24 protein-coding genes are annotated in these 25,697 nt (G+C 67.1%); 14 read left to right on the top strand and 10 right to left on the bottom strand.

The genetic code is table 11. From position 1 onward, the window contains the following. Genes phnL through AC1Q7Q_RS04590 form a run of 3 tightly spaced genes read left to right on the top strand, consistent with a single transcriptional unit; the run spans position 1 to position 2,652 of the window. The gene (phnL, locus tag AC1Q7Q_RS04600; RefSeq protein WP_492372017.1) at positions 1-774 is read left to right on the top strand and encodes a phosphonate C-P lyase system protein PhnL; all 774 of its coding nucleotides are present in this window, start codon (positions 1-3) and stop codon (positions 772-774) included. Between the two features lie 52 nt (positions 775-826). Beyond that, entirely contained in the window at positions 827-2,068 is a 1,242-nt protein-coding gene (locus tag AC1Q7Q_RS04595; RefSeq protein ID WP_492372016.1) for an alpha-D-ribose 1-methylphosphonate 5-triphosphate diphosphatase, read from the top strand. Between the two features lie 2 nt (positions 2,069-2,070). Next, a complete protein-coding gene (locus tag AC1Q7Q_RS04590; RefSeq protein ID WP_492372015.1) occupies positions 2,071-2,652 on the top strand; it encodes an MOSC domain-containing protein in 582 nt (193 codons plus the stop codon). Positions 2,653-2,694: 42 nt separating this feature from the next. Here the strand turns inward: AC1Q7Q_RS04590 and AC1Q7Q_RS04585 are convergent, their stop codons facing one another. Then, positions 2,695-2,967: a hypothetical protein gene (locus AC1Q7Q_RS04585; protein WP_174423701.1), complete on the bottom strand. Its 273-nt coding sequence runs from the start codon at positions 2,965-2,967 to the stop codon at positions 2,695-2,697. 376 nt (positions 2,968-3,343) lie between these two features. On the opposite strand from AC1Q7Q_RS04585, the gene AC1Q7Q_RS04580 reads away from it, so the two are divergent. After that, positions 3,344-4,483: an AGE family epimerase/isomerase gene (locus AC1Q7Q_RS04580; protein ID WP_492372014.1), complete on the top strand. Its 1,140-nt coding sequence runs from the start codon at positions 3,344-3,346 to the stop codon at positions 4,481-4,483. A 24-nt stretch (positions 4,484-4,507) separates the two neighbouring features. Here AC1Q7Q_RS04580 and AC1Q7Q_RS04575 read toward each other — a convergent pair whose 3' ends face one another. Further along, positions 4,508-5,227 carry a Crp/Fnr family transcriptional regulator gene (locus AC1Q7Q_RS04575; protein ID WP_492372013.1) on the bottom strand — a complete coding sequence of 240 codons (720 nt, stop codon included), beginning with the start codon at positions 5,225-5,227 and terminating at the stop codon, positions 4,508-4,510. 339 nt (positions 5,228-5,566) lie between these two features. On the opposite strand from AC1Q7Q_RS04575, the gene AC1Q7Q_RS04570 reads away from it, so the two are divergent. Then, entirely contained in the window at positions 5,567-6,052 is a 486-nt protein-coding gene (locus tag AC1Q7Q_RS04570) for a copper resistance protein CopQ (RefSeq protein WP_492387132.1), read from the top strand. Between the two features lie 30 nt (positions 6,053-6,082). Here AC1Q7Q_RS04570 and AC1Q7Q_RS04565 read toward each other — a convergent pair whose 3' ends face one another. Then, on the bottom strand, positions 6,083-6,943 hold the full coding sequence (locus tag AC1Q7Q_RS04565; RefSeq protein ID WP_043354809.1) for a LysR family transcriptional regulator: 861 nt from the start codon (positions 6,941-6,943) through the stop codon (positions 6,083-6,085). A 189-nt stretch (positions 6,944-7,132) separates the two neighbouring features. On the opposite strand from AC1Q7Q_RS04565, the gene mdtD reads away from it, so the two are divergent. Next, entirely contained in the window at positions 7,133-8,527 is a 1,395-nt protein-coding gene (mdtD, locus tag AC1Q7Q_RS04560; protein WP_492372011.1) for a multidrug transporter subunit MdtD, read from the top strand. Between the two features lie 47 nt (positions 8,528-8,574). Here mdtD and AC1Q7Q_RS04555 read toward each other — a convergent pair whose 3' ends face one another. From AC1Q7Q_RS04555 to AC1Q7Q_RS04540, 4 genes are all read right to left on the bottom strand, one after another. Next, positions 8,575-8,997: a hypothetical protein gene (locus AC1Q7Q_RS04555; protein ID WP_492372075.1), complete on the bottom strand. Its 423-nt coding sequence runs from the start codon at positions 8,995-8,997 to the stop codon at positions 8,575-8,577. Positions 8,998-9,069: 72 nt separating this feature from the next. Next, entirely contained in the window at positions 9,070-9,756 is a 687-nt protein-coding gene (locus tag AC1Q7Q_RS04550) for an alpha/beta hydrolase (protein WP_150989309.1), read from the bottom strand. A gap of 257 nt (positions 9,757-10,013) precedes the next feature. Further along, positions 10,014-10,301: a hypothetical protein gene (locus AC1Q7Q_RS04545; RefSeq protein WP_253929278.1), complete on the bottom strand. Its 288-nt coding sequence runs from the start codon at positions 10,299-10,301 to the stop codon at positions 10,014-10,016. Between the two features lie 170 nt (positions 10,302-10,471). Further along, entirely contained in the window at positions 10,472-12,238 is a 1,767-nt protein-coding gene (locus AC1Q7Q_RS04540) for an FAD-dependent oxidoreductase (RefSeq protein ID WP_492372010.1), read from the bottom strand. Positions 12,239-12,756: 518 nt separating this feature from the next. On the opposite strand from AC1Q7Q_RS04540, the gene AC1Q7Q_RS04535 reads away from it, so the two are divergent. Further along, the gene (locus AC1Q7Q_RS04535) at positions 12,757-13,173 is read left to right on the top strand and encodes a hypothetical protein (RefSeq protein WP_416052389.1); all 417 of its coding nucleotides are present in this window, start codon (positions 12,757-12,759) and stop codon (positions 13,171-13,173) included. A gap of 344 nt (positions 13,174-13,517) precedes the next feature. Here the strand turns inward: AC1Q7Q_RS04535 and AC1Q7Q_RS04530 are convergent, their stop codons facing one another. Beyond that, entirely contained in the window at positions 13,518-14,414 is an 897-nt protein-coding gene (locus AC1Q7Q_RS04530) for a DMT family transporter (RefSeq protein WP_492372009.1), read from the bottom strand. Positions 14,415-14,495: 81 nt separating this feature from the next. Between AC1Q7Q_RS04530 and pdxR the strand changes: the two genes are divergently transcribed. After that, the gene (gene pdxR, locus AC1Q7Q_RS04525) at positions 14,496-15,941 is read left to right on the top strand and encodes a MocR-like pyridoxine biosynthesis transcription factor PdxR (RefSeq protein ID WP_492372008.1); all 1,446 of its coding nucleotides are present in this window, start codon (positions 14,496-14,498) and stop codon (positions 15,939-15,941) included. Between the two features lie 166 nt (positions 15,942-16,107). On the opposite strand, the gene AC1Q7Q_RS04520 is transcribed toward pdxR, so the two are convergent. After that, complete coding sequence (locus tag AC1Q7Q_RS04520; protein ID WP_492372007.1) at positions 16,108-16,545, bottom strand: helix-turn-helix domain-containing protein; 438 nt, start codon at positions 16,543-16,545, stop codon at positions 16,108-16,110. 73 nt (positions 16,546-16,618) lie between these two features. On the opposite strand from AC1Q7Q_RS04520, the gene AC1Q7Q_RS04515 reads away from it, so the two are divergent. The 3 genes from AC1Q7Q_RS04515 to AC1Q7Q_RS04505 all read left to right on the top strand — a co-directional run bounded on the left by AC1Q7Q_RS04515 (position 16,619) and on the right by AC1Q7Q_RS04505 (position 20,319). After that, a complete protein-coding gene (locus AC1Q7Q_RS04515) occupies positions 16,619-17,500 on the top strand; it encodes a class I SAM-dependent methyltransferase (protein ID WP_492372006.1) in 882 nt (293 codons plus the stop codon). Next, a complete protein-coding gene (locus AC1Q7Q_RS04510; protein WP_492372005.1) occupies positions 17,493-18,014 on the top strand; it encodes a DUF2938 domain-containing protein in 522 nt (173 codons plus the stop codon). Before AC1Q7Q_RS04515 ends, AC1Q7Q_RS04510 begins: the two co-directional genes overlap by 8 nt. Positions 18,015-18,180: 166 nt before the next feature. Next, entirely contained in the window at positions 18,181-20,319 is a 2,139-nt protein-coding gene (locus tag AC1Q7Q_RS04505) for an alpha/beta hydrolase domain-containing protein (RefSeq protein WP_492372004.1), read from the top strand. Positions 20,320-20,385: 66 nt separating this feature from the next. Here the strand turns inward: AC1Q7Q_RS04505 and AC1Q7Q_RS04500 are convergent, their stop codons facing one another. Beyond that, on the bottom strand, positions 20,386-21,312 hold the full coding sequence (locus AC1Q7Q_RS04500; RefSeq protein WP_492372003.1) for a LysR family transcriptional regulator: 927 nt from the start codon (positions 21,310-21,312) through the stop codon (positions 20,386-20,388). Between the two features lie 148 nt (positions 21,313-21,460). Between AC1Q7Q_RS04500 and AC1Q7Q_RS04495 the strand changes: the two genes are divergently transcribed. From AC1Q7Q_RS04495 to AC1Q7Q_RS04485, 3 genes are all read left to right on the top strand, one after another. Beyond that, positions 21,461-22,366 carry an MBL fold metallo-hydrolase gene (locus AC1Q7Q_RS04495; protein ID WP_492372002.1) on the top strand — a complete coding sequence of 302 codons (906 nt, stop codon included), beginning with the start codon at positions 21,461-21,463 and terminating at the stop codon, positions 22,364-22,366. A gap of 75 nt (positions 22,367-22,441) precedes the next feature. Continuing rightward, the gene (locus AC1Q7Q_RS04490; RefSeq protein ID WP_492372001.1) at positions 22,442-23,182 is read left to right on the top strand and encodes a DsbA family protein; all 741 of its coding nucleotides are present in this window, start codon (positions 22,442-22,444) and stop codon (positions 23,180-23,182) included. A gap of 146 nt (positions 23,183-23,328) precedes the next feature. After that, positions 23,329-25,506: a sensor domain-containing protein gene (locus tag AC1Q7Q_RS04485; RefSeq protein WP_492372000.1), complete on the top strand. Its 2,178-nt coding sequence runs from the start codon at positions 23,329-23,331 to the stop codon at positions 25,504-25,506. Positions 25,507-25,697 lie beyond the last annotated feature (191 nt).

Here is a 25,697-nt window from a genome sequence, read left to right as displayed (position 1 = left end):
ATGACGCAAGACGCCTACCACCATCAAAGCACGGCCGCCGACGCCCAGCGCATCCAGGTGCGCGGCCTCGGCAAGACCTTCATCCTGCACAACCAGGGCGGCACGCGCCTGCCCGTGCTGCAGGCCATCGATTTCGACGCTGCCGCCGGCGAATGCCTGGTGCTGGCCGGCAGTTCCGGCGCGGGCAAGAGCACGCTGCTGCGCTGTCTGTACGGCAACTACCTGGCCACCGAAGGCAGCATCCGCATCCGTGACAACGACGCGTGGGTGGAGCTGACCCGCGCGCCGGAGCAACGCATCCTGCAATTGCGGCGCGAGGTGATTGGCTATGTCAGCCAGTTCCTTCATGTGATCCCACGCGTGAGCACGCTCGATGTGGTGGCCGAGCCGCTGCAGCAGCGTGGCGCCAGTGCCGACGAAGCGCGCGAGCGTGCCGCGGTGCTGCTGGCGCGGCTGCAGGTGCCGGGCCGGCTGTGGAGCCTGCCGCCCGCGACGTTCTCGGGCGGTGAGCAGCAGCGCGTGAACATTGCGCGCGGGCTGATCGGCGGCCATCCGGTGCTGTTGCTCGACGAGCCGACCGCCTCGCTCGACGCGGATAACCGCGCGGTGGTGGTGGCGCTGATCCGCGAGGCGCTGGCCGAGGGCCGGTGCCTGGTCGGCATCTTCCACGATGAAGCCGTGCGCGAGACGGTGGCCACCAGGCTGCTGCCATTGCACCCGCCGGCTGTCATGGAGGCTGCGCCGGTAGGCAAGCTTGCGGCTGTCGCGGGCTGAGCCATTCATTTTTCCCGTATTCACTCGTTCCCAATCGCTCCCGGAACCGACCATGCTTCCTGCTTACCTGACTCATGCACGAATCGTCCTGCCCGACGGCGTGCTAGCCGACAGCGCCTTGCTGATCGATAACGGCCACATCGCGGCCATCGAGCCCGATGCCGCCGCCGTGCCGCGTGCCGCCCAGGTGATCGACCTGCGTGGCCAGACGCTGCTTCCCGGCCTGGTCGACCTGCATTGCGACGCCATCGAGAAAGAAGCCGAGCCGCGCTCGCGGGTGATGTTCCCGCTGGATTTTGCCGTGGCGCAGATCGATCGCCGCAACGCCGCAGCGGGCATCACCACGCCTTACCACGCGGTCTCGTTCGCGGGTAACTCGTTCGGCGTGCGCAATTTCGACACGGCCGGCGAGCTCGTGCGCGCCGTCGCCGCCTTTCGCGGCCACAGCCTGGTGGATAACCGCATCCATTGCCGCTATGAGGTCACGGACGCCAGCGCGTTGCCGGTGCTGGAGCAACTGGTGGAATCCGGCCTGGTGGACCTGGTCTCCGTGATGGACCATTCGCCCGGGCAGGGCCAGTTCAAGACACTGGAGGCCTACCTGGCCTACATGATGGGCAACCACGCCATGAGCCGCGAAGAGGCCCATGCCGCCGCCGCCAAGAAACTGGTGGAGAAGGACGGCGCACTGGACCGGGTTGAACGCCTGCTGTCACTGGCCGCGCGCACAGGGGTGCCGGCCGCGAGCCATGACGACGACTCGGCACAGCGTATTGCCACCATGCATGCGCTGGGCGTGCGCATGAGCGAGTTCCCGATCAACCTGGAGACGGCGCAGGCCGCCAAGGCAAAGGGGCTGCCGACCATCCTTGGCGCGCCCAACGTGCTGCGCGGCCAAAGCCAGAGTGGCTCCATGCGTGCCATCGACGCCATCAACGCCGGGGTGGCGGACTGCCTGTGCTCGGACTACCAGCCATCCACGCTGATTGCCGCCGCCTTTGCCGCGGAACGCCTCGCTGGCCTGAGCCTGCCGCAGGCTGCCGCGCTGGTCAGCGCCAACCCGGCCGCGGCTTGCGGCTTGTCCGATCGCGGGCGCATCGGGGCCGGGCTGCGTGCCGACCTGGTGGCGGTCGCCATGGTGGCCGGCCAGCCGCTGGTCACGCATACGTGGTCATCGGGCCGGCTGGTGTTTGCCGCGCGCTATCCGGCGGGCGCCCTGGCGGCTGACAGCTCGGGGGTGGTCCAGATGCCGGCGCCCGACGCACCAGGCGAGCCAAGCCGCGCGGCAGCATGACCATGGCGGCCGATATTGGCAACGGGTGGGCCGAATCGCCGCAGGCGGGCAGTGTGGCCGCGGTAAGCCTGAGTGCCACGCACACCTTCAGCAAGACGGTGACGCCAGTCATCCGCCTGCTGGCCGGGCTGGGCGTGGAGGGTGACGCGCATCTGGGGGAAACCGTCAAGCACCGTTCCCGCGTGGCGGTGGACCCCAGCCAGCCGAACCTGCGGCAGGTTCACCTGCTATCGGTGGAGCTGCAGGCGATGCTGCAAGCCGCAGGCCATGCGGTGGCGCCCGGCGCGCTGGGCGAGAACATCACCACGCAGGGCATCGACCTGCTGGCGCTGCCAACGGGCGCGCGGCTGCACCTGGGCGAGACCGCGCTGGTCGAGATCACCGGGCTGCGCAATCCCTGCGCGCAGATCGAGCGCTTCCAGCCGGGCCTGCTTGCGCGGGTGCTGGGTCGGGACGATGAAGGCAAGCTGGTGCGCAAGGCCGGCATCATGGGCATTGTCCTGGCCGGCGGACTGGTGCGCGCGCACGACGCGATTCGCGTGACGCTGCCGCCCGAGCCTCACCGCAAGCTGGATCGGGTTTGAGCAGGATGCGAGGATGAGGGTACGGGTGAGGGTGGAGCAGCCCTAGCGGTGCGACGCGCGGACCGTTCCGTGGTGGGAGCCGTGCCAGTCGCCTGGTATGTCGGGGAAGATCTCGCACTCGCCGCGCACGATCAACTCCACCGTCGCGCAGACGCCCTTGACGCCACGCGGGCCTACGCAGACCAGGCTGTGCGGGTGTTCCGAATGATTGGGAATGGCGTACACGCGCATCCCTTCCTGATACAGGGGATGGGCGGGCAGCCTGGCGTTGAGTAGTTCGACAAAACGCAAGGGGCTTACAACCGGCTTTTCCATCTTGCTCTCCCATGGAGCATGGGCGCGACCTCCGGAGGGCTCCGGACGGGCCGAAAGTGCTTGGAGAACGGACTGGACGGGAGGCGGGGGGAGCCTTCCGTCCATGTCACCTGCACAAACCAGGAATGTGGCCAGGACGCCGCGGCAGGCGCGGAATACGGCGCAAAAGCCGCTTACCGCGGCGATCGATTCAAGGGGCCACGCCGTAAGGTTAGGCGATTTACTGGCGGGATCAAGCTTGCCGTCGGCGTAAAAGAGCTAGTAGGACGAAGGCGGCACTCAGCGGCCGCCATCGCCGCTCGGGAAGGCCAACTGGCGGGCTGAGGTATATTCCACGGGTGGCAGATACGCGCCTCTTACCGATTTCCTTTTCCGCATGAACGTTACGCCACCCCTTGCCACCACTGGTGCTGATCCCGAGGCCGCTTCCTTCGCCGCATTGCGCGCGCACTACGATGGCGTCGTCCTGCCGCTCTGGACCGGGCCGGGCTGGAACGCCACGATGCAGCTGCCCTATGAGGCGCTGTCCGGCGCCGACCAGCAGCCTCTGCCGGTGGCGCGTTACCGCGCCATGGCCTGCGCGCGCCAGCTCTATGTGTTTTCGCAGTGCGATGGCACCGATGAGGCCGCCCATGCCGCGCGCCTGTTCGCATCGCTCGGGGGCTGCTTTGCCGATGGCGGGCAGGGTGGCTTTATCTACAGCATCGATGCGCAGGGACAGCCTCTGGATACCACCAAGGACCTGTACACCCACGCCTTCGTCGTCTTTGCCTGCGCGGCGTATTTCAAGCGTTCAGGCAGTGCGCAGGCGCGTGCCTTGCTGGATGGCACCACACGGCTGATCGAGGCGCGTTTCGCCACCGCGGATGGCCTGTACCATGCGGCGCTAGCGCAGGACTTTCGCCCACTGGGCGGGGCGCCCCAGCAAAACCCGATCATGCACCTGACCGAGGCCTACCTGGCGGCGTTCGAGGTCACCGGGGAGCGCTCTTATGCGGACCGGCTGGCGGGCATTGCCGCCGCCGTGCTGGCCACCTTTGTCGATCCGGCGACGGGTTGCATTGCCGAGTTGCCGATGTGCACCGATCGCGCTGGCAACCGGGTCGAGCCCGGCCATCAGTTCGAGTGGTTCTCGCTGCTTGCCAGCGCGCCCGCGTTGTTCGACGGCTCCGGGCTTGCGCAAGCGCTGGCAAGCGCCTTCGGCTTTGCCATGCAGCACGGCGTTGACACCAGCACCATGGGCGTAGCCGCGGCGCTGCATCTGGATGGCTCGCCCAGAGACCCGATCCAGCGCATCTGGGCGCAGACCGAATTCGCGCGGGCGCTGGCGGTGCGCGGCGACAGCGTGGCGCTGGCGCACCTGCAGGCCTGGCTGAAAGCCTACCCGGCGCGATTCCTGCACGCAGGCGGCTGGCATGAGTGCCTCTCGCCTGCCGGCAAGGTGGAGCGGGCGGAGATGCCTTCGACCACGCCATATCACCTTGCCACCGCCTACCAGGCGCTGCCGCAGGATTGACGGCCTGGCGGATCCACCACCGCATCAGCCGGCCGCGCGGCGGAGCAAACGGTCGAACTCGTTGCGCACGATGCGGTAAGACTCGCCGGAAAAGCCCTCCAGCCCAGCCCGGTCGATCACGGTGATATGGCCGCGGCTGTGGCGGATCATCTGGAGCTCCGCCAGCTTGCCCACCGCTTCGGTCACGCCTTCGCGGCGCACGCCAAGCATGTCGGCAATGGTCTGCTGGGTCACGTCGAGCTCATTGCAAGGCGAGCGGTCCAGCGCCAGCAGCAGCCAGCGGCACAACTGCGTGGTCAGCGAGTGGTGGCGGATGCAGACGGCCGTCTGCGACACCTGCGTGAGCAACGCCTGCATATAGAGCAGGGCCATGCGCTGCAGCGTGGGCAGCTCGGGGTAGATCGTGCGCAGGTCGCTCGCGGCGACGCGAAACCCGGTGCCGCTCCTGCGTACCTCGATCCGGTTGGGCATGGTCTCGGCGCCGGTCAGCGCGGGCAGTCCCACCAGCCCCTCGCGGCCCACGGAGGCCAGTTCCACGGTGGCGCCGCTTTCCTGCAGCGACATCATCGAGATCACCGCCGTGCTCGGGAAATAGAGATGCCGGATGCGCTGACCGGAATCGCTCAACAGTTGCCCTGTGCGCAGGCTGACGCTATCCAGGCGCGGCAGCAGCAAGCGGCGCTCGTGCGGCGGCAGGGCGCCTAGCAAGTGATTGCCGGCCAGATCCAGTTCGGTATCGATCATCCCGTTGTCTCCCGAAGTCGAAAGGTCGCGGCTGCTGCGCCAGCCGTTTGGTTTTTTCTCTGTTCGGTATGCCACGCAGCCGGGCTTGACCCGTTAACGTATTAAGCGTCATGCGTGCGCTTGCCGACACTGGCCGGAGGTTGGAGATCGCCACGGTATTGGGGGGATATGCTTTTGGCTGGATTCAGCCCCGGGTTCATACTTTTGACGGGGGGGTTAGGTGGCCGGGGCGCCGCACGGGGATGCGGCGGACGGATCGGCGCAAACAATCTAAAAAAACCTGTAAGTTCCTGTGGGTGGCGGCGACGAATGGGCACATTCACCCAGTTGGAGATTGCCATGTACCCGAACCTCACCAAGTCGTTCACCAAGTCACTGTTTGCCGCCGCCATCACCGGCGCGGTGCTTGCCCTGGGCAGCGCCCAAGCCGCCAGCCCGGCTGCCCACGGCGCCACCAGCGTGCGCGACATCTACAGCGACGGGGCGCGCACTGCGCCCGTGAACGCCTTCACCGATGGCGCCCGCGCCCGCATGGTGGATCCCTTTACCGATGGCGCGCGCATAGCCGGCCTGGACCGCACTGGTCCCTCCGCAGATCCGGCGCGCAGCATCGACCCGTTCGTCGACGGCGCCCGCAAGCTCGATACGTTCACCGATGGGGCCCGCATCGCTGGCCTGGATCGCACTGGCGTTTCCGCCGATCCGGCGCGCAATATCGACCCGTTCGTCGATGGCGCGCAGAAAGTGGCCGGCATGGATACCCGCGGCGTTTCGGCGTCGCCGGCCCGCAGCTTCAACGTGTACCAGGATGGCGCGGATGCGTGAGCCGCGCGCGGTCCAATGCGCCGGGGCCGGCTACTCGTCCAGCCAGGACCCGCGCAGATCGCTCTTTTGCAGCAGTTGCAGCAAGGTTTCGGCGGGCCGGCTCAGGCGGCCCGCGCGCAGCGAGATGAACTCCACCTCCGGCAGCGCCGGCAGGCTGTCGCCGTTGACCAGCGGCGACAGCCCGCGCCCGGACAGGTATTGCGCGCGCACGGTAATGCCCAGCCCGCCGCGCGCGGCGGCGATGCAGCCCGAGTGACTGCTGCTGGTGCAGACGATCTGCCAGCGCATCCCGGCCTTGGCCAGCGTATCGAGCACGATGGCGCGCGTGACACTGGGCTCGGGCACCAGGATCAGCGGCAGCGGCTGGCGCAGGTCCGCCACCGTGCCGGGCCGGGCTAGCCACTCCAGCTTGCCCCTGAACAACGGAGACCCGCGCCGGTCGCCTTCGCGGCGCTTGCCGATCATCAGGTCCAGCGCGCCGGCATCCATCAGCTCGTAGAGCTTGCCGGTCATGCCGATGGTGATTTCCAGCTCCACATCCGGATGCGAGTTGCGAAACGCCGCCAGCACATTGGGCAGGGGGCCCAGCGCGAGGTCATCGGAAGTACCCAGGCGCACGCGGCCCTGCAGGCGCGGCGCATTGAACTGGGACTCCGCGCGCGCAATGGCATCCAGGATCAGCCGCGCGTGCGCCAGCAGCGCCTCGCCGTCGGCGGTCATGGTCAGGGTGTGGGTATCGCGCACAAAGAGCCGGCGCCCGACGTGCTGTTCCAGGCGACGGACGTGGTCGCTGACGCTGGATTGGGACAGGCCGAGCTGGCGCCCCGCGTCGGTAAAACTGTGCGCGGCGGCTACGGTGGCGAAGGTCTTGATCCAGACAGGATTGAGCATGCCGCATTGTCATCGGATTTTCCGATGACAGTCAATATACCTAGCGGGGTTCCCGATTGGCATGGCCGGTATTAACATCGGCAGCATTCCTGGCACTGGTTTTGCCCCGATCGCTTCTTCCACGGTCCACTCCAGATGCCGCGCCGGTCATTGCCCCTGATTGCCGGCACTTGCCTCGAGACGTACCAGATGACCAGCCAAACCTCGCAAAAGGCCATGTTGTGGATCGTCGCAGCGGGCTTTTTCATGCAAACGCTCGACACCACCATTGTCAACACCGCGTTGCCCGCGATGGCGCGCAGCCTCAACGAAAGCCCCCTCGACATGAAGCCCGTGGTAGTGGCCTACACGCTGACCATGGCCATGCTCACGCCGGCCTCGGGCTGGCTGGCTGACCGCTTCGGCACCCGTCGCGTGTACTTCGCCGCGATCCTGATCTTTGTGCTGGGCTCGCTGTTCTGCGCGGGTGCGCAGAGCCTGGACCAGCTCGTGATTGCCCGCGTGATCCAGGGCGTGGGCGGCTCCATGCTGCTGCCAATCGGCCGGCTGGCGGTGCTGCGCAGCGTCTCCGGCGAGCATTACATCGCGGCGCTGGCCTTTGTCTCGGTGGCGGGGCAGGTCGGGCCGATCTTTGGCCCGGTGCTGGGCGGCTGGATCGTGCAGTCGGTGGCCTGGCACTGGATCTTCCTGATCAATGTGCCCGTGGGCGCCATCGGGATGCTGGCGGTCTTGCGCTACCTGCCCGACCACACCATTGGCCGTGCGCCACCGTTCGACTTTGTTGGCTGCGGCCTGTTGTCGCTTTGCATGGTGGCGTTCTCGCTGGCGCTGGACACCCCGCGCGAGGCAAGCCACGCGGCATGGAGCGGCAGCCTGTTCGCGCAGAGCCTGCTGTCCGCGCTGCTTTACATCCCGCATGCGCGGCGCCGTCAAAGTCCGCTGTTCCGGCTGGCGCTATTTCGCGAGCCCAATTTCAGCGTGGGCCTGGCCGGCAACCTGGTGTGCCGCATCGGCTCGGGTGCGGTACCGTTCCTGATGCCATTGCTGCTGCAGTTGCAGATGGGATATTCCCCGTTGCATTCGGGGCTGATGCTGCTGCCGGCCGCACTGGCCGGCGTGGTTGCCAAACGCTGGATCGTGCCGCTGGTCAAGCGCTTTGGCTATGACAACTTCCTGCTGGTCAACACGGTATTGGTAGGTGGCTCGATCGCCTCGTTCGCAGCGATTGCGCCGGGATGGCCCGTGGGCCTTGCCATTGCGCAGCTCGCTTTGTTCGGGGCCACCAACTCCATGCAGTTTGCTGCCATGAACAGCGTGACGCTCAAGGGTTTGAGCGTGGAAGACGCGGGCAGCGGCAACAGCCTGTTCTCGATGGTGCAGATGCTGGCAATCGGCCTCGGGGTCACCATCGGCGGCGGGCTGGTCAGCATGTTCACAGCCCAGCTGGGCGTGGCCGGCACAGCTTACCGGCTGGCGTTCTTCACCGTGGGCATGATCACGCTGCTATCGGCGCTGGTGTTCCGCCGGCTCGATGCCGAGCAGTTCGACAAGAGCCGCGGCCCGGCCAGCGTAGCCAGTCGCTGATGCCCCATGGCGGGACGCGGCGCATCGCGCGCCGGCTTGCCCTGTCATCACTCAGTCACGCCGTTCTCATGCAGCAGCCGCTCGCACTCATCGAGCAGGTCGTGCGCAAAGGCCGACTGGTAATTGGGGTCCAGCGCTTCCATCATTTCGTGGGCGGTGTACAGCCCGGCCTCGCGCGAGAGCGTGCCGGCGAGCTGGCGCGCGAACTGATCGCTCAGTTGCGACAGCAAGCGCCGCTCGGCCAGCGCCAGTTGCAGCTTGGAGCGCGACAGCCACAGGCTCGCCAGGGTGGCGCCCTGGGCATCGGTCATCCATTGGCGGTGTTCGTAGAATGCCGACAAGCGCTCGGCGGCGAGCGCAAACAGCAAGGCCTTGCGGGTATTGAAGTCGAGCTTGAGCGCGGGCGCTGGCGTGGGGGCGGAAGCGGAAGCAGAAGCAGAAGCAGAAGCGTCGGGGGGAGAGGTTTTCATCATGACTTGCAAATCGTGCGGTGGGGCGCGAGCCTACCACGCTATCCGGTGCCGGGGTGGCGTGCGTGCGGGTCAGGATTTCCCGGCCGCCGCGAAGCGCGCATTCAGCCAGGCGCCGATCGCCTTGATCTCTTCCATGCAGACCGAGTGAGACATGCGGTAGGTGTGCCATTCCACCTTGCAACCGAGTTTTTCCACGGTCTCGCGCGCCAGCAGGCCGAGCTGCACGGCCACCACATCGTCCTCGCTGCCGTGTCCGGCAAAGATCGGCGTGGCGCGGTTGGCTTCGCTGAACTCGGCGGCAAGCATTGCCGGCGCGGGGATATAGGTGGAAAGGGCAATGATGCCGCCCAGCGCTTCGGGATGCGTCAGGGCTGTGGTATAGGCCACGGCCCCGCCTTGCGAGAACCCCGCCAGCACCACGCGGTGGCTGGGCACACCGCGCTGGTTCTCGCGCGCGATCAGGGCGCGGATGGCATCGCGGGAGACCCGGATGCCGGCCTCGTCCGCATGGCGGCGGGCGTCATCGAGCGACTGGATGTCGTACCAGGCCGGCATGACGTAGCCGCCGTTGCAGGTAACCGGGATGGCCGGCGCATTGGGAAACACGAAACGCACGCCGGGCGCGGACGCCAGGCCCAGCTCCGGCACCACGGGCACGAAATCGCTGCCGTCGGCGCCGAGCCCGTGCATCCAGATGACCGACCACGTGGGTGACGGCGCGGTTTCGATTTCAATGGCTGGCAGCAGTGCGCTCATTTCGATGTTCCTTGTTCCCGGATCCTGATCGGGCCCCCTTGCCGGCACGGCGAGCGCGCTGGGCGCCACTGCCCGGTGCGGGGCAATGTGTCTGTGCGGATGGCATGGGGGTGGCCGCGTGAGGCGGCAAGTATCGCACAGCGCCGGCGCGGTGCCGGCGGCTGGGCAATCGGGAACGCTTCAGCAAGCGCCGCGTGTCATGCGAGCGGATGGCCGCGGCGGCTTCAAGCCGCGCGGCATGGCCTGACGGCAAACCGTCAGGCTGCTGAAGGTACGGTAGGCACCGTGATGAGGCCGGGCGCGGAGCGGGGCGCTTGCGCATGCTCCGCGGCAACGGGTGCGCGCCGCTTGTCCACCACGCTCTCGACGCCAGAGGCGGTCACCTCCTCCAGGAAGGCGACCAGGTCGCGGTAGTAGTCGACCTGCATCTGTGCCTCCAGCAGACGACGCTCGGCTTGGAATAAGGTAAGCCGCATTTGCTGCAATTCCCTTGCTGCGATTTTCTCCGGGGTGGGCGGACTAAACATGTCTGCAAGCGAACGCATGGCAACCTCCCGCTATCGACGGCTTCGAATTGAAGCTCCTGCCATGCAACCAATATAGTAAATAAAAGCGCATTTCAGGCCCTGTCGCGCGCCGTCCACACGGTCGATTGCCGGCGTGCAACGGCAGGAGTAAATTCATCGTCCGGTGTTTGCAAGGTGCCCGGCAGCGCTTACATGGCAAGCGTTCCCGGCTCCGGCTGTTTCATTTTTTCCAGGTAGCCGTGGATCTGAGCGACCACCGCCGCGCCTTCGCCCACGGCCGCCGCAACCCGCTTGGTGGAACCCGAGCGCACGTCCCCGATTGCAAAAATGCCTGGCACACTGGTCTCCAGCGTGGATGCCGGCATGGTGCCTTCATGCGCCGTGTCTGTGCCGGTCAGCACGAATCCCTTCGCGTCCACGCGCACATTGCAGCTGGCGAGCCATCCCGTATTGGGGTCGGCGCCAGTAAACAGGAACAGATGCCGGACCGGCACCTCGGTCACGCGATCGCTGTCGCGCGAGCGATAGCCGATGGTGGCCAGGCGTTCTTCCCCGCCCAGGGCGACGATCTCCGTGCCGGTATGCAGTTCGATATTGGGCTGGGCCGCGATGCGCTCGATCAGGTAGCGCGACATGCTGGCCTCAAGCCCTGATGCCCGGATGAGAATGTGCACGCGCTTGGCGTGCGCGGCCAGGAACACGGCGGCCTGCCCTGCGGAATTGCCGCCACCCACCAGCACGACTTCTTCGCCGTTGCACAGGCGGGCTTCCACCGGGGAGGCCCAGTAGTAGACGCCGCGTCCTTCGTAGCGATCGAGTTCCGCGATGGCGGGGTGGCGATAAGCCGCACCGCTGGCAATGACCACGGTCCGGGCCCCAATCTTGCGGCCATCGCTCAGCTCGATGCGCTGCGGATGCTCGCCGCAATGCAGCGCGCTCACCTGCAAGGGGATGGCAAGGTGCGCGCCGAACTTTTGGGCTTGCACAAAGGCCCGGCCGGCCAATGCTTGCCCGGAAATACCCGTGGGGAAGCCCAGGTAGTTCTCGATGCGCGAGCTGGCGCCGGCCTGGCCACCTGGCGCAAGGCTGTCGAACACCGCAACACACAGGCCTTCGGAAGCGGCATACACCGCGGTGGCGAGACCCGCCGGACCGGCACCCACCACGATCACATCGTAGATATAGTCCGGGTCGAATTCGGGCAGCAGGCCCAGGCAGGTGGCAAGCTGGCCCGCGTCCGGACATCGCAGCACCGCGCCGCCGGGGCAGATCACCAGCGGAAAGTCGCCGGGCGCGGCGGCGGTGAAATCGAGCAGGGCGCACGCATCGGGATCGGTATCCGCGTCGACCACGGTGTGGGGATAGCCGTTGCGCCGCAGGAACGCCTGCAGATGCAGCAGGCGCGCGTCGCTGCCGCGGCCCAGCAGCGTCGGGCCATTGCCGCGCTCGATCAGGCCAACGCGGCGCAGGATCAGCGCACGCATGATCCGCTCGCCCAGATCGGCTTCCGCGACCATCAGCGCGCGCAGCCGATCGGGTGGAATCGAGATGGCCTCGATGTCCTCCAGCGCCAGGCCGTCGACTAGCGCGGGCTTGCCCGATAGCTGCCCCACCTCGGCAAGGAAGTTGCCCGGCCCGTGCTCGCCGACCACCGACGCACGGTCGCGCGCGTCGCGCTGCAAGACGCGCACGCGGCCCCGCAATACCACCACCATGCCGTGGGCAGGGTCGCCGGTGCGAAACAGGTATTCATTGGCGCGCCACTGCCGCAGTGTGCCGAAATGCTGGAGCCGCACGATCTCGGCGGCGGTAAGCAGGGGCCACATCTGGTGGCGGCGCGACTCCATCGGGGAGAACGCCGCGGTGGCTGCCTCCTGCTCGATGGCCAGGCCCGCCGCAACAATGGCTTGCGGGCCAGGGGGTTCCAGGCTTCCGATAGCGGTGTCTGCGCTCATGGCTGTAAGGCCTCCCGGTGGCACCGCGCGGGCGCCGGTGCGGATGAGTCGAGTGCTGCTGATGCGTGCGCGGGGATGCCCGGGCATGGCCCGGAGAGTTTGCTCGCGATGCCGCGATGCGGCAATCCCTCGTTGTCCGCGCACCCCAAAAGCGTAGTACACGCGGGGCATCAAAGGGCTATAGCGCCAAATAGCGACTCATGAACCCCTTCTTTGGTTTGTGCTGCTTATGCCATTGGTGGATATCGTAGGTACAACCTAGTAAAAACCCTTGACTATCTACTTACAGGTAGATAAGATGTGTTCCATGGATCCCGCAGCAAGGTAACGCCAAGCAGACAAGGCCCAGCCAGCCGGTTTCCAATGCAGCAAATGAGGAACAAAGACGAAAGTCATTTTTTTTGCTCCGCCTCTCTACCTAGTGATAGGTAAGAGGGCGAAAAAACGACGAACCAGCTAAAACCCGGTCCCCGCGGCCAAAGCAGACCCCCGGACCCATGCTTCGATTGGAGAACATCATGAACACCAAGCTTTTTGCCAAGTCCCTGCTCACCGCCGCCACCCTCGCCGCAGCATTCGCTGCTGGCCATGCCCAGGCCGCCGCAACCGTTACCGCCGACAAGTACGGCTATGAATACCGCACCCGCGACGTCTACAGCGACGGCGCCCGCAGCGGCAAGTTCGATACCTTCACCGAAGGCGCACGCGCCGGCAAGGCCGATCCGTTCACCGATGGCGCCCGCGTTGGCAAGACCGACCCGTACACGGATGGTTTCCGTACCGTCGCGGGCCTGGATCGCAGCGGCGTGTCGTCTGAACCCAGCCGCAAGTTCGACCCGTACACCGACGGCGCCCGCAACGACAAGCGCAACCCGTACTTCGACGGTGCCCGCAGCGGCGCACGGGACGTGTACACCGACGGCGCAAGGGCCTGAGTGAAAACCGGTGCCTCAAAGGTCTCGATGGCCGAGGCGCCGGATTGCATGTATCACCCCGCGGCGTCACCGTAACGACGCGCGGATACCTGGAGCACATCATGAACCGTTGGCAGAGTTTCCGGATGTTGGCAGGCTGGGCGCTGGTTTGCGTTGCCAGCGGCTCCATGGCCACCGTGGTGGCACAGGCACTCCCGGCCTGAGGGTTCCCTGGGATCCACAGCATCCGTGGTAAAGAAGGCATATCGCAGCGTCCCCACGCTGCATGCGAAACGGCGCGCCCACTGTGGCGCGCCGAAGCTTTTTACAAGCCCCGTAAATCCAGGCCGCATCCCTGCGCCTTGCTAGCTTGCCAGGCGCTTGTTCCATCCGCGCACAATGCCCGTTGTCAGGGCGGTGCCGGCCAGGATCACGGCGCAGCCCAGCAGCATCGAAGGGGTGATGCGCTCTCCCAGGAACAGCGCACCCCACAAGACACCGAAGGCCGGGATCAGGAATAGCGCGGTCATTGCCCGCGCTGGCCCTGCCTTGGCGATCAGGCGAAAGAAGAGCACATAAGCCAGCGCGGTGCAGGCGGCGGTCAACGCGCCCAGCGCCAGCCACGCGTGCGCGCTTGGCTGCGTGGCCGGCCACAGCCAGGCCGCAGGCGCGCACAGCAGCAGAGCCGATGCGAGCTGGCTGCCCGCTGCCACCGTCAGCGGCGGCACCTCCGCCAGGTACTTGCGGGTAAAGTTGGCGGAGAAGCCATAGAGCAGGGTAGCGGCCAGGCAGGCCAGCGCAGCCAGGCCGGCGGCCTTGCCCGCGGCGCCGTGGTGCAGCCCGGCCTTATCCCACACCAGCCACAGCACCCCGGCGAAGCCCAGGGCCAGCCCGGCTACGCGTGGCGCCCCCAGGCTTTCACGCAACCACAGCCAGCCGATCAGCGCGGTAAACAGCGGCGTGGCCGCGGTGAACATGGCGGAGAGCCCGGCCGGAATCGTCAGCGCGGCAAAGCTGAACAGCACGAAGGGCAGCGCGGAATTCGTGATCCCTACCACGGCGATCGCCCACCAGCGGCGGCGCAGGCCGGCCAGCCCGCCGCGCCAGGCCAGCAGCGGGAGCAGCAGCAGGGCCGCGCCACCGGCGCGCGCGCCTGCCAGCGGCACGGCGCCGAACTCACCCGCACCCAGACGGATAAACAGGTAGGAGGCGCCCCACAGGGCGGCCAGCGACAGCAACATCGAAAGATCGGAGCGTTTCATTTCCAGGCACCTCATGGGGATGACAGGGCCAGGATAAGACGGCAAACTGGTACCTGAAAAGAACCAGGAAAAAGGAAGTTTATGGATCCAGAATTCGCCTTCCCGATCCGCTTGCCGGCACCCGGCTCGCGCCATTTGCTGCGCAGCCTGCACGGCCAGCTCAAGGGGGCGATCCTGGACGGGCGCCTGCGCCCTGGTTTGCGCCTGCCTGCTACGCGCGCGCTGGCCCAGGCCTGTGGGGTGTCGCGCAACACCGTCGTGGCCGCCTACGACCTGCTGCTGAGCGAGGGCTATGTGGTGGCGCGCGATCGTGGCGGCACCTATGTGGCGGGGCTCTTGGCGCCCACGCGTGAGTCAGCCCCGCAGCCCGGCGCGCCCGAGGCTGAGCGCCGGCTGGCCGCGTTCTGGCGCGCGCCGCCCTTGCCGCCTCGGGAAGCTTCGCCGCTGGTGCCGCGCTTTGATTTTCGCGTAGGCGTGCCCAGCCTGTCGGGATTCCGGGCAGATCTGTGGGGGCGCCTGACGGCGCGCGCAATGCGGGCGATGACGCGTGCGCCGGTGGCCTATGCCGACCCGCAGGGGCAGCCCGCGTTGCGCGAGGCCATTGCCAGCCACGTCTCGTTTGCGCGCGCGGTCGCCTGCCAGGCTGGCGACGTGGTGGTCACGGCGGGCGCGCAGCAGGCCTTCGACCTGCTGGCCCGCGTGCTGGTGACGCCCGGGCGCACCGTGGTGGCGGTGGAGGACCCGGGCTACCCGCCGGCCCGCGCTGCCTTTGCCGCCGCCGGCGCCAGGATCGTGCCGGTGCCGGTGGACGCGCACGGGCTGGTGGTGGACCGGCTGCCTGCCGATACGCGGGTGATCTACGTCACGCCATCGCACCAGTTTCCCCTCGGCCATGCCATGTCGGCGGCGCGGCGCGCGGCCTTGCTTGCGTTCGCGCAGGCGCACGGCGCGGTCATCGTCGAAGACGATTACGATGGCGAGTTTCGCCACGGAGAGCGCCCGCTCGACGCCCTGCAGACCCTCGACCGCGCCGAATCCGTGTGCTACGTCGGGACCTTCTCCAAGAGCCTGTTTCCCACGCTGCGGCTGGGCTTCGTGGTGGCCCCGCGGTGGGCCCGGCAGGCGCTCACGCTGGCCAAGCAGTGCAGCGACTGGCATTGCGCTGCCGCTGCGCAGGACACGCTCGCCGCCTTCATCGCCGAACGGCACCTGGCACGCCACGTGCGCAAGATGCGCCGGCTCTATGGCGTGCGCCGCCAGCTGCTGCTGGATACGCTGCGCGCGGATTTCAGCGGCCGGCTCGATCCGGTGCCCTGCGCCGCCGGGCTGCATCTGGCCGCGCTATGCGTTGGCCATGCCGATATCGAGCCGCTGGCGGAGCGCGCGAGGAAGCAGGGCATCGGGGTCTGGACCACGCAGGAGTACTACCTTGGCCCGCAGGACCGTGCGGGCTTGCTGTTTGGCTTCGGCGCGATCGACGAGGCGGGCATCGCGGCGGGGCTGAAGGCGCTGCGCAAGCTTTGGTGAGGGCCGGCGCGGTCAAGCCTAGATGCTCGCGGTGCAACTCTTGGCGCATTCGGTCGGATCGGAGGAGACATGGGGCATGGGCCGGAATCCGACTTTGAGGCGATATGCTCGGCACGCGAGCCTATCACAGCGTGGGCATGACCACCCCGATGGTGCGTACTCCGCGCTAACTCCGCGGCGATCGCGGCGCCTTCTTCGGCGGCGCTCCAAGGGCGCCGGACGCGGCGGCCTGCACGATGCGGCGGAAGGTTGGGCATTCCATGTGGCTAGGCGCCGGGCAGGCGGCGGCGTGGCGCAGGCCGTCGCGCATGGCGCTGAGCTTCTTGATCGTCCTGTCCAGCTCATCCGCCTTGGCCGCGAGCATCTGCCGGTCGATGCGCGGCTGCCCCTGCGGCGCGAACATGAGGGCAATTTCGTCGAGCGAGAAGCCGGCGGCGCGCCCCAGCGCGATCAGCGCCAGCCGTTCCAGCACGCCGGCATCGAACAGGCGGCGCAGCCCGCGCCTGCCAGTGGAGGCAATCAGCCCCTTTTCCTCATAGAACCGCAGCGTCGATGCGGGAACGCCGGACTGCTGCGCCACTTCGGCTATGTCTAGGCTTTTCACCCTCTTGACCTCAAGTCGACTTGAACTGGCACAGTCTAGCTTCCGCTCCCTGGGGCAGCAAAGGAAAACGATCATGGACGTCACACAACAGGCCGAAAGCGAGCAGGCGGCGCTCTGGAGGGGCCGCTCCGGGCGCGCCTGGGTCGAGGCGCAGGCGCTGCTCGACCAGATGTTCAAGCCCTTCGAAGACCTGCTCGTCAAAGCGGTCTGTGGCGGCGCCGGGCACCGGGTGCTGGATGTGGGCTGCGGTACGGGCAGCACCACGCTCGCCGTAGCGCGGCGGCTCGGCGCGAAGGGCCATTGCACCGGCGCCGACATTTCGGATCCGATGATCGCCGCTGCGCGGGTGCGCGCCGAACGCGAAGACATCACCGCACGCTTCATCCGCGCCGACGTGCAGAAACATGACTTCGAGCCCGCAAGCTTCGATTTGATCATCTCGCGCTTCGGCGTCATGTTTTTCGACAACCCGGTCCTGGCCTTCAAGAACCTGCGCCACGCCGCACGGGACGGCGCAGATCTCTGCTTTATCGCGTGGCGCAGCGCCGCGGAAAATCCGTTCATGACGACGGCCGAGCGCGCCGCTGCGCCGCTGTTGCCGAGCATGCCCGCCCGCCGGCCAGGTGCGCCGGGACAGTTCTCCTTCGCGGAAGGGCATTGGGTCTCTTCCATGCTGGAGGAGAGCGGCTGGGCCGAGATCGACATCCGGCCGCTCAACGTGGAATGCACCTTCCCCGAGAACGAACTGGTCGGCTACCTGTCCCAACTCGGCCCCGTTGGCCTGATCCTGCAAGAGGCGGACGAGCGCACGCGCATGCAGGTCATCGAAACGGCCCGCACCGCCTTCGATCCCTATGTGCACGGCGCTGAAGTTCGCTTCACTGCGGCCTGCTGGATGGTCAGCGCCCGAGCGCCGTTTGCGTCAGGCGCGCTGAAGGGGACCACCCATGTCTGACGCAGTGGGCTACCCGATGTGCGCTTTCCTGATCGGGACGGGCGCGACCGTGGTGATGGACATCTGGGCCGCGGCTCGACAGTGGCTGCTCGGCATTCCTCCACTGAACTACGCCCTGGTAGGCCGCTGGCTCGCCCATCTGGCGCGAGGGCGCTTTCGCCACGATCCCATTGCCGCTTCGCCGCGCGTACGGGGCGAACGCCTGATTGGCTGGGTCGCCCATTATCTGATCGGCATCGCATTTGCGGCCGTGCTGCTCGCTTTCTGGGGCCACGGCTGGGTCCGTCATCCGAGGCTCGGCCCCGCGCTGATCGTTGGCATTGGCAGCGTGGCGGCTCCCTTCTTTTTGATGCAGCCAGCCATGGGCGCCGGCGTCGCAGCAAGCCGCACGCCGCGTCCCGCCGCCGCGCGCTTCCATAGCCTCGTCACGCACGGGATATTCGGCCTGGGTCTTTATGCGGCGGGCCGGGTGACAAGCTGGCTGGACACGTTGCCATGGCCGAGCTTTTGGTAGCAGCGCCAAGCGCGTTCTTCCCGCAATGCCTACGCGCCCCAAAAAGCGATTCAGCGGTTTATCCGCATAATCCATCGAAACTATCCATTTACCTTATATTGCCACGCTCCCTACACTTTGCGCCAACGCCCCCCTTAGCAGGGCGTACGACAAGAGAGGAGCAAGTATGGAGATCACCTTGGCGCGCCGCACGGCGGCGCTGGCGCTAGCTTTGCCGTTGCTCGCCTGCGGCGGCAACGATGAGAGCGCAAACACGGGCACCGCCGTCACGTCCACCGCGGCGGCCACCCCGGGCATGACGCTGACCATCACCGCGCGGGAAGACATGCCTGGCACCTATGGCAACGTAGGCGCCTACGAAAAACTCACGGGCACGCTCAAGGGCGAGGTCGATCCCGCCGATGCGCATAACGCCGTCATCCAGGACCTGGCGCTGGCCCCGGTGAATGGCCGCGGGCTTGTGGAGTACACCACGGAATTCGTCATGCTCAAGCCCAAGGACATGAGCAAGGCGGGTGGCGTGCTGCGTTACGACGCGCCCAATCGCGGCAATATCCTGACCATGCCGAACCCCACCGCGGTGCCCGGGGATTCGCTCTACTTCGAACGCGGCTACGTGCTGCTGTACTCGGCCTGGCAGGGCGATGTGCCGAAGAGCTCGGCGGCAAGGCTCACGCTGGCGGTGCCGGTGGCAAAGAACAAGGACGGCACCAGCATTACCGGCCCGTATGCGGCGGAGCTGATCCCGAGCGCTGCCAGCCCGTCGATGAGCCTGCCGGGCGGCGTGTTCAACAGCACGATGATTCCCTATGCGCCAGCCAGCCTCGACAACACCTTGCCGGGCTACACGCTGACGCGGCGCGTAAACGAAACCGACCCGCGCGTGGCGATTCCCGCCACGGACTGGAAGTTCGCCACCTGCGATAACGCAGGCAACCCCTTCCCGGGCAAGTCCGACGCCGCCAACATCTGCCTCAAGGGCGGCTTCGTGCCGGGCTATCTCTACGAGATCACCTACGTGGCGAAAGACCCGAAGGTGATGGGTGTGGGCCTGGCGGCGCTGCGCGACACCATCACGTTTTTCCGGCACCAGGCCGCGGATTCGGCGGGCACGCCCAATCCGGTGGCGGGCGCGGTGCGCTTTGCCATCGGGCAGGGCACTTCGCAATCGGGCAACGCGATGAAGACCTTCCTGCATCTTGGCTTTAACCAGGCGCTGGATGGCAGCAAGGTGTTCGACGGCATCTACGCGCATGTGGCCGCGCGCCAGACCAATATCAACACGCGCTTCGCCGTGCCGGGTGGCGGCGGTGGCCTGCGCACCGACCATCGCGCCTTCGGGCAGACCGCGCCGCGCGGGCTGGCTGCCGACTACCAGGACACGCTGGCGGGCCGCAGCGGCGGCGTCATGCAGCGCTGCACCGCTACGCAGACTTGCCCGAAGTTCTTCCTCGGCCTGTCGGGCACGGAGTTCTGGCAATTGCAGGGCTCGCCGGTGCTGACCGATCCCTACGGCTTTGCCGACCTGAAGCAGCCTGACAATGCGCGCATCTACTACTACGCCAGCACGCAGCACGGCGGCAAGTCGCCGCTGATCAGCTACGCGCCAGCGTCGACGGTGTACCCGGCAGGTTCCATGGTCGATTTTGCCGATACCTTCCGCGCGCTGTTCGTCGCGCTGGAAGACTGGGTGGCTCGTGATGTCGCGCCGCCGGCCAGCCAGGTTCCGGCCATCGCCGATGGCACGCTGGTGCGGCCCGATCAGCTGACCTTCCCCGTGACCAAGGGCATTACCTGGGCCGGCGCGGGCAGCAATGCTGCGATTCCCGCGCTGCAGTACCTGGCGCGCTATAACGGCTTCCCGCTGCTCGACTACGGCCCGACCTATCGCCCGCAGGATGAGTCCGGCATCCCGACCTTGCTGCCACCGTCGTACATGGGACGGGACTACGCCATCATGGTGCCGCAGGTGGACGCGCAGACCGGGCTGACCAAGGCCGGCATCCACGGCGTCGACGTGGACGCGCCAGTGGGCACCAGCCTGGAGTTCAACTATGTGGCCACGCCGGGCATCGTGGATCTGGTCAACCTGAGCGGCAGCTACATTCCCTTCCACAAGACCGAGGCCGCGCGCATTGCGGCTGGCGATACGCGGCCCTCGCTGGAGTCGCTCTACACCGACCAGGCCGGCTATGTGGCCAAGGTACAGAGCGTGGCCGCCGGGCTGGTGGCCAGGCGCTTCCTGCTGCAGGCGGATGCCGACCGGCGCGTGGCGAACGCGCAGGCGAATCCCGTGTTGCCCTGAGCGAAGGGGCCTTTGAAGGGGCTTTTGAAGGGGCTGTGATGCGGCGGGCGGGGCGCTCCGCCCCGCCTAGCCCGGAAGCCTGGCTGCGGTTCCTGCGCCTTGCCATCCGGGGTCCGCGGCAAAGCGCTCCGCAAGGAAGTCCAGCATGGTGCGCAGGATTGCCGGCATTTGCCGGCGCGATGCGTAGACGCCGTGGATGCCAAGCGCCTGCGGTTGCCACCCGGGCAGCAGGGCCACCAGTTGCCCGCTGTGCAGCAGCGGCGCGGCAGAGTAGAGCGGCTGCATGGCAATGCCGGCGCCAGCCACCGCGGCGGCCAGCAGCACGGTCGATTCATTGGCGCTGAGGTTGCCCTGCACCGGCACCGCCAGCGTTTCCCCCGCGCGTTCCAGTTGCCACAGGCTTTTGCCGAAGTACGAGTAGGTGAGGCAGTTGTGCATGGCGAGGTCCTGCGCCTGGCGTGGCATGCCATGGGCGGCGATGTAGGCAGGCGCGGCGCAGATCACCGAGGCGCAACTTGCCAGCGGGCGTGCGATCAGGTTGGGGTCGAGGTCGTTGGTGATGCGGATCGCCAGGTCGATGCGCGTCTCCACCAGGTTGACCGCCTGGCTGGCGATATGCAGGTCGACGGCGGTTTCCGGATAGCGTTTCAGGTAGGCCGTCACGGCCGCGGCTAGCACGGACTCGGCCAGGGATTGCGCGCAACTGATGCGCAGCATGCCGCGCGGCATGCCCGCGCGCTCATGCTCGGGCCGCGCCATCTGGGCGGCGATCTCCAGCATCTGGCGGCAGCGCAACAGCGCTTGCTCCCCGGCGGGTGTCAGGCTCAGGCTGCGCGTGGAGCGGTGCAGCAGGCGTTGCTCGGCCCAGGTTTCCATCTGCGCGAGATAACGGGTGACCATGGCGCGCGACATGTCCAGCGCCTCGGCGGCGGCCGTCATGCTGCCGCGTTCGGCAATGGCGACGAAGACTTCGGCGGCGGTAATGCGGTCCATGGGATGGGTTGGCGGGTGGCGTTGGTGTAGCTTGTTGCCCTATTTAATCGATTTATGCAACAAAGATGTTCATTCTTTGGGGTTTTTGTACCGGTCTGTGCAAATTATGCTGGCGGTTTCCTTGATCCCCAGCCATGTGAGACTCCCGATGCGCTCCAGCCTGACCCTGAACCGATTCCTGCGCGGCCTCGCCACCGCCTTGTGCCTGGGCATCGTCGCCAGCACGCCCGCAGTGGCCGCAGCCGCGCTCAAGCTGGAGGTCTACAACCCCGGCACCAAGAGCATTTTCCCGGTCTCGTCCGAACTCGTCACCGGCGCGCACGACGCGGTGCTGATCGACGCGCAGTTCCAGCGCAACGACGCCGAGGCGCTGGTTGCGCGCATCCGCGCCAGCGGCAAGAACCTCACCACCATCTACATCAGCCACAGCGATCCGGATTTCTACTTCGGGCTGGACGTGCTCAAGGCCGCGTTCCCGGCGGCCAGGATCGTTGCCACGCCGCAAACGGTGGCGGCCATCCAGGCATCCATGTCGGGCAAGCTGGCTTACTGGGCCCCGATCCTGAAGGACAATGCGCCCAAGGCGCTGGTGCTGCCCGAGCCGCTGGCCGGCAATGCCATCGAGCTCGAGGGCAGCAAGCTGGAAGTGCTGGGCCTGGACGGCCAGGCGCCGGAGCGCACGGTGGTGTGGATTCCGTCGCTCAAGACCGTGGCCGGCGGCGTGGTGGTCTTCGGCAAGAGCCACGTCTGGGTGGCCGATACGCAAACACCGGCCTCGCGCCAGCACTGGATCGCCATGCTTGATCGCATCGCGGCTAAGAAGCCAGCGCGGGTCGTGCCCGGGCACTATCTGGACGATGCGCCGCAGACGCTGGCGTCGGTGCGCTTCACGCGGGACTACCTGCGCACGTTTGAGCAAGAGGCGGCGCGCGCGCCGGATGCCAAGGCGCTGAGCGCGGCGATGCAAAAGCACTATCCGCAGCTGGGCGGCCTGGACTCGCTCGATCTGAGCGCCAAGGTCATCAAGGGCGAAATGCAGTGGCCCGCAAAATAACGGCGGTGCGCCAAGCCGCGTTTCGCGTTTCGCGATGCGCATGACGCCTGCATCAAATCTCAGGAAGCATTGATCATGTCCGGTCTCACCCTGCATTACATCTACGACCCGCTGTGTGGCTGGTGCTACGGCGCCGCGCCGCTGGTGCGTGCCGCGCGCGACGTGCCTGGCCTCGCGCTCGCGCTGCACGGCGGCGGCATGCTCACGGGCGCCAACCGCCGCCGCATCACGGCGCAATGGCGCGACTACGTGATGCCGCACGACCGCCGCATCGCCGCGCTCACCGGCCAGCCGTTCGGCGAGCGCTATTTCGAAGGCTTGCTGCGCGACGAGAGCGCGATGATGGACTCCGCGCCGCCTACCACCGCGATCCTGGCCGCGCAGGCGCTGGGCGGCGTCGAGGCCGCCGCCGATCTGCTGGCGCGCCTGCAGCATGCGCACTATGTGGACGGGCTGCGCATTGCCGATGCGCAGGTGCTGGCCGATCTTGCCGGACAGGCCGGACTGGACCCGCAGCGCTTTGCCGGCCTTTGTCTGGACATTGGCGGTGACAAGACGCAGGCGCATATGGCCGCCAGCCGCGCGCTGCTGAACCGTCTGGGCGGGCATGGCTTCCCCACGTTTGCGCTGCAAAACGGCACCGATCAATTTGCGGTGCTGGACGTGGGCCCGTTCCTTGGCGACGCGCGGGCGTGGCAGGAGAGCCTGGCGCGGGCGGTTGCGCGGCAGGGCGGGCGCATGGAGGCGGGCAGCCAGGATGGCGCCGGCGGCCCGGCTTGCGACGCGCAGGGTTGCGCTTTGCCGGCGCAAGGGTAAACTTCGCGCCCGCATTGCCGTTATACCAATCGACGTCCCGGCACACAGGCTGCGCCGGTTCCGTCGATTGTCGTTTGCACGCGGCTTGTCCTTTCGTCGGGACGAGCGCCGCACGAGACGGCATCGACCCTACACCCGCACCCTGCATGCCGCACATCCAAGGCCCTCCCGGAGAGACCGAACTTTTTCGCACGCTTGTACTCGGCGTGACCGATTACGCGATCTACGCGCTGGATCCCGCTGGAACCGTGAGCAGTTGGAACCCCGGCGCGCAGCGGGCCAAGGGATACACCCGGGATGAAATCCTGGGTGCGCATTTCTCGTGTTTTTACACGCCGGAGGATCGCGCCGCAGGGCTGCCCGAGCAGGCGTTGCGGCAGGCGCGCGAGGCAGGCCGCTTCGCGGCGGAAGGCTGCTGGCGCTTGCGCAAGGATGGTTCCCGCTTCTGGGCCCACGTGCTGATCACGCCGATCTTCGATCGCAAGGGCAAGCAGCTTGGCTATGCCAAGGTCACGCGCGACATGACGCAGCAAAAGGCCGACGCCGAGCGCATTGCGGAGGTGACACGCACGCTGGACCTGGCTCTTGCGAACATGTCGCAGGGGCTGTGCCTGTTCGATCCGCATGGCACGATCATCCTGACCAATCGCCGCATGGAAGACATCTTCCGCGGCGCGGGCGCGGCGCTGGTGCCAGGCGCGGATTTTCTCGCCCTGTGCCGTACCATGGCTGGCGCGCGCGAGAGCGAAATCGCGGCACCAGGCGTGCTCGCCAGCCGCCTTGGCGGCGATATGCAGGCCGAGGCCGGCCAGTCCGACGACCGTGCGGAGCAATACGCGCAGGCGCTTTGCGAGCGGCACCGCGAGATCCTGCGCCGCCACCAGCAATGGCGCAGCGTGGAAGCGTTGCCCGACGGGCGCGCCATTGCGCTGTCGCACAGCGCAATGGCTGACGGCTCGTGGGTGACCACCTGCGAGGACGTGACCGAGCAGCGACGCATCGAAGCCAAGATCCAGTACATGGCGCGCCACGACGGGCTTACCGGCCTGCCCAACCGCAGCTATTTCAACGACTACCTGGACGAAGAACTGCAGCGCGCGCAAAGGCAGGGCAGCCGGGTGGCAACGCTTGGCATCGACCTGGATCGCTTCAAGGAAATCAACGACCTGCACGGGCATGCGGCCGGCGACACTGTGCTGCGCGCGGTGTCCCAGCGCATCGCCAGCCAGCTGGAGCCGGGCGAGTTCATCGCTCGCATCGGCGGCGATGAGTTCATTGCCGTGAAGCGTTTCGAGCGGCAGGCCGAGCTGAGCGACTTCAGCGCGCGCCTGGTGACATGCCTGAGCGAGCCGGTGCGGCTCGATGGCTTTGACCTGACCACGGGCGCGAGCATCGGGATTGCGATCTATCCCGGCGACGGCACCCATCGCGACCAGCTGGTCAGCAATACCGACCTGGCGATGTACCGCGCCAAGGGCAGCTTGTCCGAATCGATCTGCTTCTACGAAAGCCGGATGGACGAGGCCGAGCGCGAGCGGCGCGCGCTGGCCGGCGAGCTGTGGACCGCCATTGCCGCCAACCAGTTCGTGCTGGACTACCAGGTGCAGACCGCCATTGCCAGTGGTGAGGCCATCGGCTGCGAGGTGCTGTTGCGCTGGCATCATCCCGAGCGCGGGCTGATCGCGCCCGACAGCTTCATTCCCCTGGCCGAAGAATGCGGCGCCATCCTGCCGATCGGCGAATGGGTGCTGCGCACCGCATGCCAGGAAGCCGCGCAGTGGACGTTCCCGCGCAAGATCTCGGTCAACCTGTCGCCGGTGCAGATCACCCACGGCAACCTGGTCACGCTGGTGGCGCAAGTGCTGGAGGAAACCGGGCTGGCGGCGGGACGGCTGGAACTCGAAATCACCGAGTCGACCATCATCGGCGACAAGGAGCGGGCGCTGGACATATTGCGCCGCATCAAGGCGCTGGGCGTGACCATTGCCATCGACGATTTCGGCACGGGCTACTCGTCGCTCGACACGTTGCGCTCCTTCCCGTTCGACAAGATCAAGCTGGACCGCACCTTTATCGCGGAAATCTCCGACAGCCAGCAGGCCAAGGCCATCATCCGCGCCATTCTGGCGCTGGGCCAGAGCCTGGCGATCCCGGTGCTGGCCGAAGGCGTGGAGACCGACGAGCAGCTCAGCCTGCTGCAAGCCGAGGGCTGCGACGAAGCGCAGGGATTCCTGCTCGGGCGCCCGCAGCCGCTCGAGTATTTCCGCCGCGCCCACGCCGTGGTCGGGCCGCGGCTGGTCACGACGCAGACATCGGAACGCTAAGAGGCGCATCCGGCGCATGCGGCGCATGCGATGCTTCCTGTGCGCGCATGTCGCGATCCGTGCGCTTGACGCGCGGTCCGGGCCGCACGCGGCGCCTTTGCGCGGCGGTGGAACTCGCCCGCCCGCCAGCCACTCTCATTGCTTGTCGGCAGCTTCCCGCGCTGCCGCACAGGTAAAAACCGGGAGGGGCC

Source organism: Cupriavidus sp. GW823-FHT07A04, from assembly GCF_058794615.1.
The sequence above is the reverse complement of the archived record's forward strand: the minus strand, read 5'-3'. Positions and strand labels throughout refer to the sequence as shown.